General features: G+C 45.3%; 14 protein-coding genes. 7 read left to right on the top strand and 7 right to left on the bottom strand.

Features of this window, described 5'->3' with window-relative positions:
• Positions 1 to 58 precede the first annotated feature (58 nt).
• From dnaG to rpsU, 3 genes are all read right to left on the bottom strand, one after another.
• A complete protein-coding gene (gene dnaG / locus VTH8203_RS01495) occupies positions 59 to 1,825 on the bottom strand; it encodes a DNA primase (protein WP_096992040.1) in 1,767 nt (588 codons plus the stop codon).
• An 81-nt stretch (positions 1,826 to 1,906) separates the two neighbouring features.
• Complete coding sequence (locus VTH8203_RS01490; RefSeq protein ID WP_096992039.1) at positions 1,907 to 2,350, bottom strand: GatB/YqeY domain-containing protein; 444 nt, start codon at positions 2,348 to 2,350, stop codon at positions 1,907 to 1,909.
• A 26-nt stretch (positions 2,351 to 2,376) separates the two neighbouring features.
• Positions 2,377 to 2,592, bottom strand: a complete 216-nt coding sequence (rpsU, locus tag VTH8203_RS01485; RefSeq protein ID WP_001145625.1) for a 30S ribosomal protein S21 — start codon at positions 2,590 to 2,592, stop codon at positions 2,377 to 2,379.
• A gap of 242 nt (positions 2,593 to 2,834) precedes the next feature.
• Between rpsU and tsaD the strand changes: the two genes are divergently transcribed.
• On the top strand, positions 2,835 to 3,854 hold the full coding sequence (gene tsaD / locus VTH8203_RS01480; protein ID WP_096992038.1) for a tRNA (adenosine(37)-N6)-threonylcarbamoyltransferase complex transferase subunit TsaD: 1,020 nt from the start codon (positions 2,835 to 2,837) through the stop codon (positions 3,852 to 3,854).
• Between the two features lie 109 nt (positions 3,855 to 3,963).
• A complete protein-coding gene (locus tag VTH8203_RS01475) occupies positions 3,964 to 4,776 on the top strand; it encodes an alpha/beta fold hydrolase (RefSeq protein ID WP_096992037.1) in 813 nt (270 codons plus the stop codon).
• 72 nt (positions 4,777 to 4,848) lie between these two features.
• Here the strand turns inward: VTH8203_RS01475 and plsY are convergent, their stop codons facing one another.
• Entirely contained in the window at positions 4,849 to 5,448 is a 600-nt protein-coding gene (gene plsY / locus VTH8203_RS01470; protein ID WP_096992036.1) for a glycerol-3-phosphate 1-O-acyltransferase PlsY, read from the bottom strand.
• Positions 5,449 to 5,553: 105 nt separating this feature from the next.
• Between plsY and folB the strand changes: the two genes are divergently transcribed.
• From folB to VTH8203_RS01455, 3 genes are read left to right on the top strand one after another with little or no spacing between them, the layout of a single operon-like run.
• Positions 5,554 to 5,913 (top strand): dihydroneopterin aldolase, encoded by a 360-nt coding sequence (folB, locus tag VTH8203_RS01465; protein WP_096992035.1) that lies wholly within the window; start codon positions 5,554 to 5,556, stop codon positions 5,911 to 5,913.
• Positions 5,910 to 6,392, top strand: coding sequence for a 2-amino-4-hydroxy-6-hydroxymethyldihydropteridine diphosphokinase (gene folK / locus VTH8203_RS01460; RefSeq protein ID WP_096992034.1), 483 nt, complete (start codon positions 5,910 to 5,912; stop codon positions 6,390 to 6,392). Before folB ends, folK begins: the two co-directional genes overlap by 4 nt.
• Before the next feature lie 13 nt (positions 6,393 to 6,405).
• Positions 6,406 to 7,209 (top strand): undecaprenyl-diphosphate phosphatase, encoded by an 804-nt coding sequence (locus tag VTH8203_RS01455; RefSeq protein ID WP_096992033.1) that lies wholly within the window; start codon positions 6,406 to 6,408, stop codon positions 7,207 to 7,209.
• A gap of 11 nt (positions 7,210 to 7,220) precedes the next feature.
• Here the strand turns inward: VTH8203_RS01455 and VTH8203_RS01450 are convergent, their stop codons facing one another.
• On the bottom strand, positions 7,221 to 8,447 hold the full coding sequence (locus tag VTH8203_RS01450; RefSeq protein WP_096992032.1) for a multifunctional CCA addition/repair protein: 1,227 nt from the start codon (positions 8,445 to 8,447) through the stop codon (positions 7,221 to 7,223).
• Between the two features lie 88 nt (positions 8,448 to 8,535).
• Between VTH8203_RS01450 and VTH8203_RS01445 the strand changes: the two genes are divergently transcribed.
• Both VTH8203_RS01445 and VTH8203_RS01440 read left to right on the top strand, forming a co-directional pair.
• Positions 8,536 to 10,221 carry an AAA family ATPase gene (locus VTH8203_RS01445; protein ID WP_096992031.1) on the top strand — a complete coding sequence of 562 codons (1,686 nt, stop codon included), beginning with the start codon at positions 8,536 to 8,538 and terminating at the stop codon, positions 10,219 to 10,221.
• Entirely contained in the window at positions 10,218 to 10,817 is a 600-nt protein-coding gene (locus tag VTH8203_RS01440; RefSeq protein WP_096992030.1) for a general secretion pathway protein GspB, read from the top strand. The genes VTH8203_RS01445 and VTH8203_RS01440 overlap by 4 nt, the downstream gene beginning before the upstream one ends.
• 48 nt (positions 10,818 to 10,865) lie before the next feature.
• Here VTH8203_RS01440 and VTH8203_RS01435 read toward each other — a convergent pair whose 3' ends face one another.
• Both VTH8203_RS01435 and uvrA read right to left on the bottom strand, forming a co-directional pair.
• Positions 10,866 to 12,638 carry a PglL family O-oligosaccharyltransferase gene (locus VTH8203_RS01435; protein WP_096992182.1) on the bottom strand — a complete coding sequence of 591 codons (1,773 nt, stop codon included), beginning with the start codon at positions 12,636 to 12,638 and terminating at the stop codon, positions 10,866 to 10,868.
• A 70-nt stretch (positions 12,639 to 12,708) separates the two neighbouring features.
• Complete coding sequence (uvrA, locus tag VTH8203_RS01430) at positions 12,709 to 15,537, bottom strand: excinuclease ABC subunit UvrA (RefSeq protein WP_096992029.1); 2,829 nt, start codon at positions 15,535 to 15,537, stop codon at positions 12,709 to 12,711.
• Between the last annotated feature and the right edge of the window lie 30 nt (positions 15,538 to 15,567).

Genomic DNA, 15,567 nt, shown 5'->3' with positions numbered 1-15,567 from the left:
GCGAAATGCAAACCTCTAATATTAACAAATTTATTCATTGCTGACTAACTGAATTGGGTTACGCTTTTAAGTCTAGCATCAAGGCTAGCAGCTCCCGTTTTTCTTCGACTGATAAGCCGACACTTCTTTCTTTGGCCTGCAGGTTTTCAATTTGTTTTTCGATGCACTGAGACAATATCTTGTCCAATGAATCGATAAATACGTCTTCTTGATTGTCGTCGTCAAGTGGAATAACCCAACTTGCGAGACGAGACAGAAGTGCCTCATTGTTGCCACCACGCCATTGTTCTAATAACTGGCCTGTAGTCATATGGGGATGCGCTTGACATTTATCAACCACTTCCACGAATAAATTCAACCCCGGCAATAATAAATCTCTTACCGTTGAGAGGTCAGGTACCATTTCAGCATAGCTCGGATTTTGCAAAAGGAGAGCTATCACTTCACGCATTGGTGTGCGTTTAATCTCTTTATGAGGCTGAGCTCGCGTTTCTTGTTGGCCTTGTCGGTCAATTAGTTGCTGAAGCTGCCTTTCATCCACAAGACCAAGTTTGCGTCCGAGAAGTTCTCTCAAGTATAGACGCAGGGTTCCACCTGGCACTTTATCGATGAGTGGAACGGCTAGCGTACTAAGCTTAGCCATCCCTTCTTTTGTTCGGCTATCCACCTGCTGCATGAGCGAGGAGAACATAAACTCTGACAGAGGCATTGCATTTTGCACTTCAGCTTCAAATGCTTCTTTACCGTTTTGACGAATGAAGGAATCAGGATCCTCACCATCCGGCAAAAACATAAACTTCAGCTGTCGGCCATCGTTTAGATACGGCAAAGCGTTTTCCATGGCACGCCACGCTGCATCTCGTCCGGCCCGGTCACCATCATAACAGCACACGACGGTGCTTGTTTGGCGAAATAGGACTTGAAGATGATCACCTGTTGTCGATGTACCTAGTGATGCCACGGAGTAATCCACTCCGTATTGAGCTAAGGCAACCACATCCATATAACCTTCAACCACCAAGACTTGTGGAGGCTCTCGATAAGCCTGCAACACTTCATAAAGACCATACAGTTCTTTGCCTTTATGGAAAATCGGTGTCTCTGGTGAGTTGAGATATTTAGGGGTGTCGTTTCCAAGAACGCGTCCGCCAAACCCAATCACTCTTCCGCGTCTATCGCGGATTGGAAACATGATACGACCTCTAAATCGGTCGTAGCGGTTACCTTTGTCGTTCTCAATAAGCATACCGCCAGACACCAACATGTCCTGGGTTGCTTTTTGTTGACCGAAGTTTTTTCGGACACTGTCCCATTCGTCAGCCACATAGCCAATGCCGAATTTCTGGACAATTTCTCCAGAGAGTCCACGACCTTTTAAGTACTCTATAGCGGCCTTATTTGACGAAACTTTAAGCTGATCTCGATAGTACTGTCCGATCGTACCCATAAGATCATACAAAGATCGTTTTTGCTCGCTATTGGCGGTAGGCCCTTTGGAAAAATTGCCTGAGCTGCCATTACGTTGCTCACGAGGGACATCGAGCCCAAGTGAAGCGGCGAGTTCTTCGATAGCCTCTACGAACTCAAGGCGCTCATATTCCATAAGAAAATCAATAGCATTTCCGTGTACGCCACAACCAAAACAGTGATAAAACTGCTTCTCTTGGCTCACGCTAAATGATGGGGTTTTCTCGTTATGGAAAGGGCAGCAAGCACCGTAGTTCTTGCCTTGTTTTTTCAGTTTTACGCGTGCATCAATGATGTCGACTATGTCAAGGCGAGCCAACAGATCATCAATAAAGCTACGAGGGATAATTCCTGCCATAAAACCTTTTTACAAGAGTGAGATACAAACAAGCCGTGCGTTCCAAAGGATAGCACGGCTTGCTGCAATTTGGTTGGGCAATTAAGCGAGTTTAGCGCGAACTAAGCCACTTACTTTACCCATATCTGCACGGCCTTGAATTTGTGGCTTAAGCACACCCATTACCTTACCCATGTCTTGCATGCCCGCAGCACCAGATTCAGCAATCGCACTTTCAATCAGTGCTGACACTTCTTCGTCAGTGAGCGGTTGAGGCATAAAATCCTCAAGAACGGTAATCTCAGCTTGCTCAGCTTCAGCGAGATCTTGACGACCTGCTGCTTCAAATTGCGTAACAGAGTCGCGACGTTGTTTAACCATTTTAGTCAGCACAGCAAGAATGTCGTCGTCGCCCAGAGTAATCTGTTCGTCAACTTCACGTTGCTTAATGGCTGCTAAAGCTAAACGAATAGTGCCAAGGCGCAGTTTGTCCTTGGCTTTCATCGCTAGTTTTTGCTCGTCTTTGAGTTTATCAATCAGAGCCATAACTTAAATCCTATTGGACCTAGTTATTAGTACAGGCGAACGCGACGAGCGTTTTCGCGAGCTAGCTTCTTAGCGTGACGCTTTTGAGCAGCTGCTTTAGCGCGTTTGCGAACTGTAGTTGGTTTTTCATAGTGCTCACGACGACGCACTTCAGAAAGGATACCTGCTTTTTCGCAAGAGCGCTTGAAACGACGTAGTGCAACGTCGAACGGTTCGTTTTCACGTACTTTAACTACTGGCATATGCCTTTCACCTCAGGGGTTAACTATTCATTAATGCTGGCGATTGTTTGTTAGGTCTAAGAAGTTCCTAGTGAAGTTCTTAGTTCTAAGCGGTAAACCAGCTAGATCAAAAATGGTGCGGAATTTTAATCCGATCAGATGGGCTTTGTAAAGTACTTTGTCGTCTATCTCTTGTACAAAATTTGTTTGAGAGCCAATGACGAGGTAATATTGCGACAATTTCGAAATATGTCGAGAACAATATGCGCATTTTAGGTATTGAAACCTCTTGTGATGAAACTGGCATCGCAATCTATGATGATGAGAAAGGATTGCTTTCACATCAACTATACAGCCAAGTGAAACTGCACGCTGATTATGGCGGAGTGGTTCCAGAATTGGCATCTCGTGATCATGTTAAAAAAACGATCCCGTTGATCAAAGCTGCGTTAGCAGAAGCGAATTTGACACCAAAAGACATTGATGGTGTCGCGTATACCGCAGGACCTGGGTTAGTTGGTGCACTGCTTGTCGGTACGACGATTGGTCGCAGCATGGCATACGCTTGGGGAGTGCCGGCGATTCCGGTCCATCATATGGAAGGCCATTTGCTTGCTCCTATGCTAGAGGATAATCCACCGCCGTTCCCATTTATCGCGCTTTTGGTCTCTGGTGGCCACAGTATGATCGTGGAAGTAAAAGGGATTGGTGAATATCAGATCCTTGGCGAATCCATTGACGATGCGGCGGGTGAAGCGTTTGATAAAACCGCGAAGCTAATGGGGTTAGATTACCCAGGAGGGCCTTTATTGTCTAAATTGGCGGATAAAGGTACACCTGGTCGATTCAAGTTCCCTCGTCCAATGACGGATCGTCCTGGTTTGGACATGAGTTTTTCTGGTTTGAAGACATTTGCTGCCAATACTATTGCCGATAATGATGACAGTGAACAGACTCGCGCAGATATTGCTTATGCTTTCCAAGAAGCGGTGTGCGATACATTGGCGATTAAATGTAAACGAGCGCTGAAACAAACTGGTATGAAACGCATTGTTATTGCCGGTGGTGTAAGTGCTAATAAGTTCTTGCGTCAGGAGCTTGAGGCTCTCGCGAGCAAAATTGGCGGGGAGGTTTACTATCCTCGTACGGAGTTTTGTACCGACAATGGTGCCATGATAGCTTATGCAGGTATGCAGCGGCTAAAAAATGGTGAAGCCGCTGAACTTTCAGTAGAAGCAACGCCACGTTGGCCAATTGACCAGCTTAAGCCGATTAAAGCATAAAAAAAGGTCACTTCGGTGGCCTTTTTAACGACATATTTTAACAAAACAGCGAAGGTCTATGACTTGCTGTCTGTGTTAACCTGTCAAAAAACATAGGGAATGAAGGTATATGAAGCAATTCAAGGTTGATGGTCAAACCATGGCTTATCAAGATGTAGGGCAGGGGCCAGTCGTTCTGTTCGGTCATAGCTACCTGTGGGACAGGGCGATGTGGCAGCCTCAAGTGGAAGCGCTGAGTCACCATTATCGCTGTATCGTTCCAGATCTATGGTCACATGGTGAGTCTGAAGCAGCGCCGACTTCAATGTCGAACCTTAAAGATTACGCGCACCATATATTGGCGTTAATGGATGCTCTTGAAATAGAAGAATTTTCCATTGTTGGTTTGTCCGTTGGCGGAATGTGGGGCGCAGAGCTAACTGCATTAGCACCAGCGAGAGTCAAAAGCTTAGTCCTTATGGATACGTTTGTCGGTCTAGAGCCTGAAGTTGCTCATGCTAAATACTTCGCCATGCTAGCGACGATTTCCGAGCGGAAAGCCGTACCTGCGCCGATTGTTGAGGCGGTCGTGCCATTGTTCTTTGCTAATAATGCCAAACAAGTGAATGCTGAACTTGTGGGGAGTTTTGAAGCGAAGTTGTCAGCGTTAAGTGGCGACCGAGCGGTTGAAGTAGCAAGGATTGGTCGTATGGTCTTTGGCCGACGTGACTTGTGCGATGACATTGAGAAATTCGCGTTACCGGCCTTAGTTGCTGTTGGTGCAGAGGACAAGCCTCGTCCAGTACTTGAATCATATTTGATGAACGACCTGATTTCTGGCAGCACGATCAATGTGATCCCAGAGGCTGGCCATATCAGTAATTTAGAGCAGCCAGAATACGTAACGGCTATGTTGACAGAGTTTTTAGCTCAGCACAGCTAATGGCAAACCTGACAAATGTTCAATACGAGTAAGCGGTGCCAATGGCGCCGCTTTTTGTTCTTTGATCAGCAATCAATGATGAGATCTTTTTTTACCTAGCTTGGGTTCACTTCCATCGAACAATCGACGAATATTTTGGTGATGCCTTAACAAAATAAGACAGCTCAACATTGCCACAGGAAGAGTGAAGAGAGGTCTTGCCATCCAAGTATAAACGGGTGCAAGTAAAACGGTAACGATCGCCGCCAGTGATGAGTAACGAAAGATCACGGCAACCACTAGCCAAGTACCCGTAATCAGCCCAGTAAGATCCCAGCCGATCGGTGCAATCGCACCAAGTGCAGTCGCCACCCCTTTACCACCTTTAAAGTGGAAGAAAATAGGGTACATATGTCCAAGACATGCAGCGATGGCAATGACACCAAGAATCACAGGATCGATCCCTAAATAGTAACCACTCCAGACGGGAATGGTTCCCTTGAGCATATCGCACAGCAATACACCAATGGCAGCGCCTTTACCGCCAACGCGAAGTACATTCGTTGCGCCTGGGTTATTGGAACCCACGGTTCTTGGGTCAGGTAATCGCAGCAAACGACAGATCAATACTGCACTCGATATTGAACCAAGCAAGTAAGCAGCGATGATCATAGCAAACGCTAATGGGGTCATTAGGCACCTTTTCGCAAGAAATTATCTAAGGGGACTGATATCATATCGAAAATAGTACGTTTTTTCCCGACAAATGGGTATCCGACCTCTAATAAAGGACAAATCATGGCATTGGATAAAGTATTCATAGAACAGCTAGAAGTCATTACAACTATTGGCGTTTATGACTGGGAACAAGAAATAAAACAAAAGCTTATATTAGATATTGAAATGGCTCACGACAATGCCCCTGCTGGAAAAAGCGATGATGTCATGGATGCTTTAGATTATTCAAAAGTGAGCGAAGCGGTACTTAACCATATTGAAGATGGCCGTTTTTTGTTAGTGGAGAGAGTGGCGGAAGAAATAGCAGATTTAATTCAAACGCAATTTTCAGTACCTTGGGTGAAAATTCGCTTAGCAAAACCGGGCGCAGTACCACAAGCGAAAAGTGTTGGCGTTGTCATTGAACGAGGCGAGGCATGATTACGGCCTTTATTGGGGTTGGTTCTAACGTGGAGCGTGAAAAACACATTCGCGCTGCGTGCCAAGAGCTATCACTCATTGCTAGTAATTTAAAAATGTCGCCTGTGTATGCGTGTGAATCTTTTGGTTTCTCTGGTAATGATTTCTATAACATGGTGGTTCGTTTGGATACATCGTTGAACTTGGTGGAACTCAGTGCAGCTCTGAAGGAGATTGAGGTGAAATGGGGGCGAGATATTGATGCAGCTAAGTTTCAAAATCGCACCATCGATCTCGATATTCTGTTGTTTGGCAATGAAATCTCACAAAAAAAACCGCTCGTTCCACGTGAAGACATTTTTAAATATTCATTTGTCATACAACCTTTGTATGATCTTGCGCCAGATTTGGTTATTCCAAACGATGAGCGCTCACTCGGTCAGATCTTAGCGGCGATTCCAGCTCCTGTGGCTTTAAGAAGAATCGATTTTCAATTTTAGTTGGTAGTGAATAATGAGTTACTTTGAAGCCTTTATTCTGGCTCTAATTCAGGGGCTTACTGAGTTTTTGCCTATCTCAAGTTCGGCTCACCTGATTTTGCCTTCAGCGGTTTTAGGATGGGAAGATCAAGGCTTAGCCTTTGATGTAGCCGTACACGTGGGTACGTTAGCTGCGGTGGTTATCTATTTTCGCAAGGAAGTGGTTACCTTGTTTGGCGCGCTATTCGACTCTATTTTCAAAGGGGAGCGCAGCAAAGAGGCTAAGTTGGCTTGGATGATTGTCCTAGCAACGATTCCAGCGTGCATCTTTGGTTTGCTGATGAAAGACATTGTGGAGCTGTATTTGCGTAGTGCTTATGTGATTGCGACAACGACAATTGTGTTTGGCTTGTTGCTTTGGTGGGTGGATAAAAACTCCAAGTTAGCAGACGATGAATACCAAGCGGGTTGGAAGAAAGCGTTATTTATTGGCTTAGCACAAGCTTTGGCGATCATACCTGGTACTTCTCGCTCTGGTGCAACCATCACCGCGGCGCTGTATCTCGGTTTTACTCGCGAAGCGGCAGCGCGTTTCTCGTTTCTGATGTCTATCCCAATCATCACTTTAGCTGGTGCTTATCTTGGTCTAAAACTGGTGACAGGTTCAGAGCCCATTCATGTTGGTTTCCTGCTAACTGGCATCATTGTGTCTTTTATTAGCGCCTACATTTGTATTCACTTTTTCCTAAAACTGATTTCAAGAATGGGTATGACACCATTTGTGATCTATCGATTGATTTTAGGTGTAGGCCTATTTGCGTTTCTACTGATGAGCTAAGACGACAAAGCCTAAGCCTTAGGGCTTAGGCTTTGTTCTACGGCTTTAACACGACGCTTATCCAGTTCTTCTTTAATCGCTTGACCTTTAAAGCCATCTGCTATGATGTCTTGTACTTCCACTCTGATTGCCGCTTGGTAGGCTTGCATGAAACGTTCGGCTTGTGGATACGGGTTACCCTCTAGTCCTTTTCGTCCTTTATGGTCGGCTTCACAGCACATCAAAACTTGCTGTAATTTCTCGGGTTTACGCCACACATCGAGTTGACCCAAAATCTTAATGAAGGTTGCAGGCCTTAGCTCGGCCGCGCGATGAACGTTGGAGTGCTGAGCGCAAACTGCAACCGCCAAATCACGATACTCATTTGGTACACGTATACGACTACAAAGAGACTTTATAGCTTTTTGCCCAGTGTGCGTATGAAGCTTATGACTTGGCCACTCCTCTTTTGGCGTTAACGCTTTTCCAAGGTCGTGGACTTGAGCAGCAAAACGGATGATTGGCGATGTGCTGAGTAAGGCGACTTGCTGCGCAACCATTAGCGTATGTATGCCTGTATCTATCTCGGGATGCCATTTTTCGGGTTGTGGAACACCAAACAACGCGTCTAATTCCGGTAAAACCACCGCAAGAGCTCCGCAGGAACGAAGTGTGTCTAAAAACACCTCGGGGTGACGAGTTGTCAGTGATTTGTGCCACTCTTGCCATACCCGTTCGGCGGTTAAGTGCTGCAATTCTCCACCGCTAACGATCGATTTCATTAAATCCATGGTTTCTGGAGCCACCGTAAATCCTAGATGTCTGAGCTTAGCGGCGAAACGAGCGACACGTAATACTCTGAGCGGATCCTCGACGAATGCCGGTGAGACATGACGTAATACTTTATCTTTTAAGTCTTGTTGTCCGTTGTAGGGGTCAATGATACGTCCTGAATCGTCTTGTGCCATGGCATTGATGGTAAGGTCGCGGCGCATTAAGTCTTGCTCTAGAGTGACATCCGGCGATGAAAAGCACTCGAAACCAGTATAGCCTTTGCCTGCCTTACGTTCAGTACGAGCAAGCGCATGCTCCTGTTTCGATTTAGGATGTAAGAAGACTGGAAATTCCTTGCCTACAGCTTGAAAGCCGTCAGCCAGCATTTGCTCTGGTGTTGCTCCCACCACGACCCAATCTTTGTCATAGCTCTCAAGCTTTAGCAATTGGTCGCGTACAGCGCCCCCAACAAGATAGACTTGCAAATTGGCTCTCCTCTTTTTTGTACTTAGCCGTTGGCATTCATCTGCTTCAATGGTACTTTGCTTTTACGGATATTGTAAGGTTGAACGGATGTATAAGGATTATTTTGGTTTTTACGAGGTACCCTTTTCAATAGTACCAAGCGCTCGTTATTTATTCTTGAGTCAGCGACATCGAGAGGCAATGCACCATCTTCAAGCGGGACTTGGACAGGGTGGTGGATTTGCGATGTTAACTGGGGAAGTCGGTACCGGAAAAACCACCGTAGCCAAAGCAATGCTCGCGTCTTTGGATGATAAAACCGCATCCGGGTTTATCCTTAACCCTACCTTTTCGAGTCAAGATCTACTTGAAGCCATTTGCGATGAGTTTTCGCTGAATTACCATGAAAAGGCTTCCTTAAAGCAGCTCAGCCAAGCCATATACCACTACCTTATCGACAATGACCAGCAAGGCATCAATACGTTACTGGTCATCGATGAAGCTCAGCACTTATCTGCGGAAGTGCTTGAGCAGTTACGACTACTGACCAATCTTGAGACCGATGACCATAAGTTACTGAAAGTATTGTTGATTGGTCAACCTGAGTTGCAAGAAAAACTGCGCACAACCCAATTACGCCAATTAGCCCAGCGAATCACAGGGCGCTATCATTTATTGCCACTCACAGAAGGAGAAACTCGTCAATATATAGAATTTCGTTTGTCGACGGCTGGCGGTAATATGTCACTGTTTTCCAAAGGTGCGGTTTCGGTAATCAATCAAGCGAGTCAGGGTATTCCACGCTTGATTAATCTGATTGGTGATAAAGCATTACAGTATGCTTATCATTCTGGAGAGAAAAGTGTCTCTAAGTTACAGGCGCAAAAAGCGTGTGAGGACATCCTTTCTTTCCAAGCACCAGGTGTTGGGCTTCAGAGGCAAAACAATAGCCATGGTTTATTCGAGTTTATTTCTACTTATGCGATGCCCGCACTACTGGGTATTGCGGTAGCAGGTGGCCTATATTGGAAAGGTGCTGACGGATTGGCATGGTTGTCATCATTATCGAACCAACAATTTGCTGAGCCAGTGAGCGCCTCAACGACTTCACCAGTGAGTGCCTCAACTACATCACCTAAAGCAGTGATAAGCCCTGATGATAATGTTGCTGAACCTTATCCAGAGGACTTGGTGCGAAGTCTGTTTAATCGAGAAGATAAAATATCAGCGATTCAAGAGCTTTATGCAGTATGGGGTTACAAAGCCGACTTGCTTGATGGCCTGTGTGAAGAGTCATCGAACAGTAGTTTTGAGTGTCAGAAGTATCTAGGAACCTTTGCTCAAATTGAAAAACAGAATTTGCCCGTTGTGATGACATTGTATTTGGATAGACAGCAAAGTTACGTAGTGTTGTATCAAGTTTCAGGCGACCAGGTGCAAGTGCTCAATGGTCAACAACGTATCTCGATGCCTAAATCATGGCTCGAGCAACTTTGGACGGGCGAGTATTACTCGATTTGGCAACGTGAATTACAAATAACGCTTCGATTAAATCAGCAGGGAGAGCAAGTTCGCTTATTAGATGAAAAATTGTCTAAAGTTCTTGGTAGTACACCATCTGGCAACGATGTTTTCGACCAAGCGTTAAAGCATAAAGTAGAAATCTTCCAGCGTTGGCAGAACATACATGTCGATGGAATCGCTGGACAAATTACACTGCGTAAGTTGGAACTATTAACTCAATCTAACCCACCTTTTATTAGAGTTGAGAGGAGCCAAGAGGAGTCGTTATGAGGTTTCTAATTTGTAGTAGCTTAGTGTTTGTTTCTATCGGTGCAACCGCTTCGCAGAGTGCTCCGGAAACGCTGCAACAACCAAGTCAATCTTATTCTATTCTGGCTTATCCTGACTTTTCTGAGCTGAAACCATTGCCGCAAGTCAGTATGCCTTTTTCTACCATTCAGGGGCCTCAACGCAATCGTTCAGCGGATACTCTTGTACCTAGTACCGTTATTCCAGAAGCAACATCTTCAAAGCAGCCTTTTGATTTAGACAACTTAGATCTTAGCGGTTTAGATCCTGAAATTGCTCGTAAAGTGGCGTCTGCTATCAACAAAACAGAACCTTCTTTAGTAACAAACAACTCTGATCATATTGCCCTGAAAGATAATCAAGCTCGTTATCGTGGTCGCCTGCCGACATTGAATCTACAAACTCACATGTATTCGTCTGATGCTCAGCGACGGTGGGTTAAGATCAACGGGCTGGAGTTAAAAGAGGGAGACAGGCTGAATAACATTCAGCTACTGGCCATAGAGCCTCAGTTCATTACGATCCGTTTTGATAACGACATCATTGATATTCCAGCTCTGTATGATTGGGGAGGATAACACAGGGGACGCCAAGTCGCGTCCCATGTTCATATTGCTAATGTGTAGTTAGTTTACCGCAGAGGCTTGTGGGTCGTGTGGTTGTGTTTGAATAGGTAGTGGCGAATTTAGCTCAAATGGTTGATAAGGGAACAGATATTCCGCTTCAGCTTTGACTTGCTGAGCTTTGCTCTGGTCTCCTATTCCTTGGTAAGCCAGTATTAGGTTGCGATATAAAGCAGGGCGTGGTTTATGACGAATAATATCGACAGACCAATCTATGTAAGGCTGAATAAGAGTTTGATTGCCAGTGCTTAGGCCGAATTTTAAGTAGGTGCTGTAAACATCCCAATCATAGCGATCTTGCCAAGCCATGGGGTTACTTACTTGCTCCAAAATCGTGACATCGATAGGATCGGATTTTTCGAATTTTGTTAACACATAGTTGGTATGCAAAGAGGCAACCATGTATGTGGTAATTAAGATAGGAAGCAATAATGACATTGCTCGTGTGAGCGTTTTTGTCACCTTTGATATCGATGTTTGTTTTAGTCGAGGCGTTCGTTGATCTACCCAATAAATGAGGACAATAAAAGTTACCCAATGTATCAACGAATGATAGAAGGGGTATTGCAATTGGCTGTGTAAAACAATAGGGACAAAGAGAGCAAAGATGGCTAAACGTGTACCGGCTTTAGCGGTATAAATCCGGCTCAGTACAAAAAGAGCAGCAAGTAAAATACCTAAAATTGGCAGCACCCCGCCTTCAACCCCCCAAAATAGTAGCTCGTTATGAGGATGTTCAAGGGCAGGTACACCGGCATCAAAACGGTTATTGAGTTGATGTTGTCGTGCTGTGTACACGATATACTCAGGCTCAAACTTACCTAATCCATAGCCAGTAAATGGTTTCTCGATCAACATGTCGATAGATTGACTATAAATCGTTGTGCGAATATCGCTAAAGCTCGCTTTTTGCTCGAGGAGATTTTGACTACTGGTGTTCCCAAACCCAAGCAAAAGTCCCAAGACGACGCCTATTAAGGTTGCAAAAGTCCAGCCAAGAAAGCGCTTGAGAGTCGAGTGGCGATAGAGATAAGGAATAAGCAGTATTGTTCCGATTAAGGCTCCTAACCAGCCAGTTCTTGAGGCTAAAATGATAATCAGAGGTAAAGTAATGACGGGTGTTAAATATAAAATGGAGACATCGCTGATGTGCCAGTTATATTTATGTCGTTGGCGCGCCAACAAGTAACCTGACAAGACCAGTGCCGTAGCGAGAAAACTCGCCATCACATTAGGTTGTTGGAAGATGCCATAAGGGCGGTCAATGACGACGTCATAGTCCATGAAGTTACTTGAAGACAGAAAGAAATATTGTCCATAGCCAATTGCAGACTCAATCAGAGCGGCTAGGACAACTAACCACAAAAAGCGTTGCTTCTGTTTATTCGTGAATCGAAACTGCTGCAATATAATGAATAACAACATACCACTCCATAAAGCAATGAAACGTGGAGCGACGGAGAACATATCAGGTTTGCTGTATAACAGTGGGACACTTAATAGAATGCATGAGAGTAGCAAACCAATAGTGAGCTTGCTGTAACGTAATATTTGGTTGGTGCCTAGTTGATAAAGTCCTATGGCTAAGGTAAAGCTGAACGCTATCCAAGCCGTATTGTTAAAGGTGAGCGCAAGCCCTGAACCACCGGGATTTGGCCAGAAGACATGCGTCGCGATGAGGTAAAGCATCGCCATAGCGGCCATGAACTTTCGATTAAGCGGGGGACGGATTTGGTTTTCAGCCAGTTGTGTACCGTTGGTATGAATAATTGCCATGCTTGCTACTAGTTTATGAACAAGAAAAAGAGTGACGTAACCAGACATCACTCTTCTAAGATGCCTTAATTTAACCTTTTAGCATAGGTTTTAGGAAGCGTGCTGTGTGCGAACCTTCGACTTGAGACACACTTTCTGGAGTGCCTTGAGCAATAATTTCGCCTCCACCTTGCCCGCCTTCAGGTCCTAAATCAATGATCCAGTCAGAAGTTTTAATGACATCAAGGTTGTGCTCGATAACAACGACGGTATTGCCGTGGTCGCGTAGGCGATGAAGCACTGACAAGAGGAGCTCGATATCATGGAAGTGCAAGCCAGTTGTCGGCTCATCTAAAATATAGAGCGTTTTTCCGGTGTCACGTTTGGAAAGTTCTCGAGCCAGTTTAACTCGTTGAGCTTCACCACCAGAGAGAGTTGTCGCTGCTTGACCAAGACGAATGTACGAAAGGCCTACATCCATCAACGTTTGTAGTTTTCGTGCAATCACGGGAACCGGATCGAAGAACTCACGTGCATCCTCCACCGTCATTTGTAGCACTTCATCGATGGTCTTACCTTTGTAGCGCACTTCTAAGGTTTCACGGTTATAGCGCTTGCCTTTACAAACATCACAAGGTACGTACACGTCAGGCAAAAAATGCATTTCGACTTTGATAACACCGTCACCCTGACATGCTTCACAGCGACCACCACGAACGTTGAAGCTAAAGCGACCCGGCTTGTAGCCACGAGAGCGTGATTCTTGGGTGCCAGAGAATAGTTCACGGATTGGCGTAAAGATACCCGTGTAGGTCGCTGGGTTAGAGCGCGGTGTTCGACCGATTGGACTTTGGTCAATATCGATTACTTTATCGAAATGCTCTAATCCCTCAATCTTCTTATAGGGAGAGGGTTCGGCTGTCGTCGCCCCATTGAGCTGAGTGTGCGCAATCTTAAAAAACGTATCGTTGATCAGAGTTGACTTACCAGAACCAGAAACACCAGTAATACAGCTAAAAAGACCGACCGGAATGGTTAAATCGACATTTTTGAGGTTATTACCTGTTGCTCCCAGCAGCTTCACTACTTTCTTCGCATCCATTGGTGTGCGCTGCTTAGGAATCGAGATCTCACGTTTCCCACTCAGATACTGACCGGTTAGTGATTCTTCGGATTGAATAATGTCTTCAATAGTACCTTCAGCTACTACTGAGCCGCCGTGTACGCCAGCACCTGGGCCAATATCAATAACATGGTCGGCCATGCGGATAGCGTCTTCATCGTGTTCCACAACCAACACAGTGTTGCCTAAATCTCTTAGGTGGGTGAGCGTATTAAGCAGACGTTCATTATCGCGCTGATGAAGACCGATTGAAGGTTCATCAAGAACATACATTACCCCAACTAGACCCGCTCCAATTTGGCTTGCCAAGCGGATACGTTGTGCTTCACCGCCGGATAATGTTTCTGCGCTGCGTGACAGGTTTAAGTAGTTAAGACCAACATTAACCAGGAAGTGTAGTCGGTCGTTGATCTCTTTCATAACCTTTTCAGCTATTTGGGCACGCTGACCCTCTAGCTTCAGAGTTCGGAAAAAGTCCATGGCATCACTGATACTCATTTCAACAATTTCTGGCATTGTAGTGTCTGCAATGAAAACGTTGCGAGCTTCTTCTCTCAGGCGAGTGCCGCCGCAAGAACCGCAAGACTTAGTTGAAATATACTTGGCGAGATCTTCACGTACTGAATTAGACTCTGTATCACGATAGCGGCGTTCGAGGGTATTTAGGATCCCTTCGAATGGGTGACGTTTCACACGGATATCACCACGATCGTTGACATAGTTAAACTCTACCTCAGTGCGTCCTGAGCCTGTGAGTACCACATCTTTGATCTTTTTCGGCAGAGACTTAAATGGAGCGAATAAGTCAAAATCGTAGTGCTTGGCCAGCGAGGTCAGCATTTGGAAGTAATAATAGTTTTTCTGATCCCATCCACGAATCGCACCTTCCGCTATGCTCAGTTCTTCATCCATCACAACTCGTGCTGGATCGAAATATTGTTGTACCCCTAAACCATCACAGGTATGGCAAGCACCAGCAGGGTTGTTAAACGAAAACAGACGAGGCTCAAGCTCCTGTAAGCTGTAACCACAATAAGGGCAAGCGAAGTTGGCTGAGAAAATGATGTCGTCTTTTTCTGGTTCGTCCATCCAAGCGACGCCAACGATGCCACCGGATAGTTCTAGTGCGGTTTCAAAAGATTCCGCAAGACGTTGTTGCAAGTTATCTCTAACTTTAAAACGATCGACGATTACCTCAATAGTGTGCTTCTTATGTAGCTCCAGTGTCGGTGGATCGGAGAGATCGCACGTTTCTCCGTCGATACGAGCACGAATAAAGCCTTGAGCTGAGAGGTTTTCTAATGTTTTAACATGTTCACCTTTACGCTCTTTAACAATCGGAGCAAGTAACATCATTTTAGAGCCTTCTGGCAGCTCTAGAACCTTATCAACCATTTGGCTAACCGTTTGTGCAGCCAAGGGGGTTTTGTGCTCTGGGCAGCGTGGTTCGCCTACACGTGCGTACAGCAAACGCAAGTAGTCATAGACTTCGGTGATAGTTCCTACAGTCGAACGAGGGTTGTGAGAGGTCGACTTTTGCTCAATAGATATAGCTGGAGATAAACCTTCGATATGGTCAACATCGGGTTTTTCCATCAATGATAAAAACTGTCTTGCATAAGCGGACAAGGATTCCACATAACGACGCTGTCCTTCTGCATACAGAGTATCAAAGGCCAATGAAGACTTACCTGAGCCAGAAAGGCCGGTGATAACGGTCAGTTTGTCGCGAGGAATTGTCAGATTGACGTTTTTTAGGTTATGGGTGCGAGCACCCCTAACTTCGATCTTATCCATTGTTGCCACTCATGTAATACGTAGTGTGAC

The sequence above is a fragment of the Vibrio thalassae genome (assembly GCF_900089835.1).
Classification (GTDB): domain Bacteria; phylum Pseudomonadota; class Gammaproteobacteria; order Enterobacterales; family Vibrionaceae; genus Vibrio; species Vibrio thalassae.
Note: the sequence above shows the minus strand (reverse complement) of the source record. Positions and strands in the feature narration are given on the sequence as shown.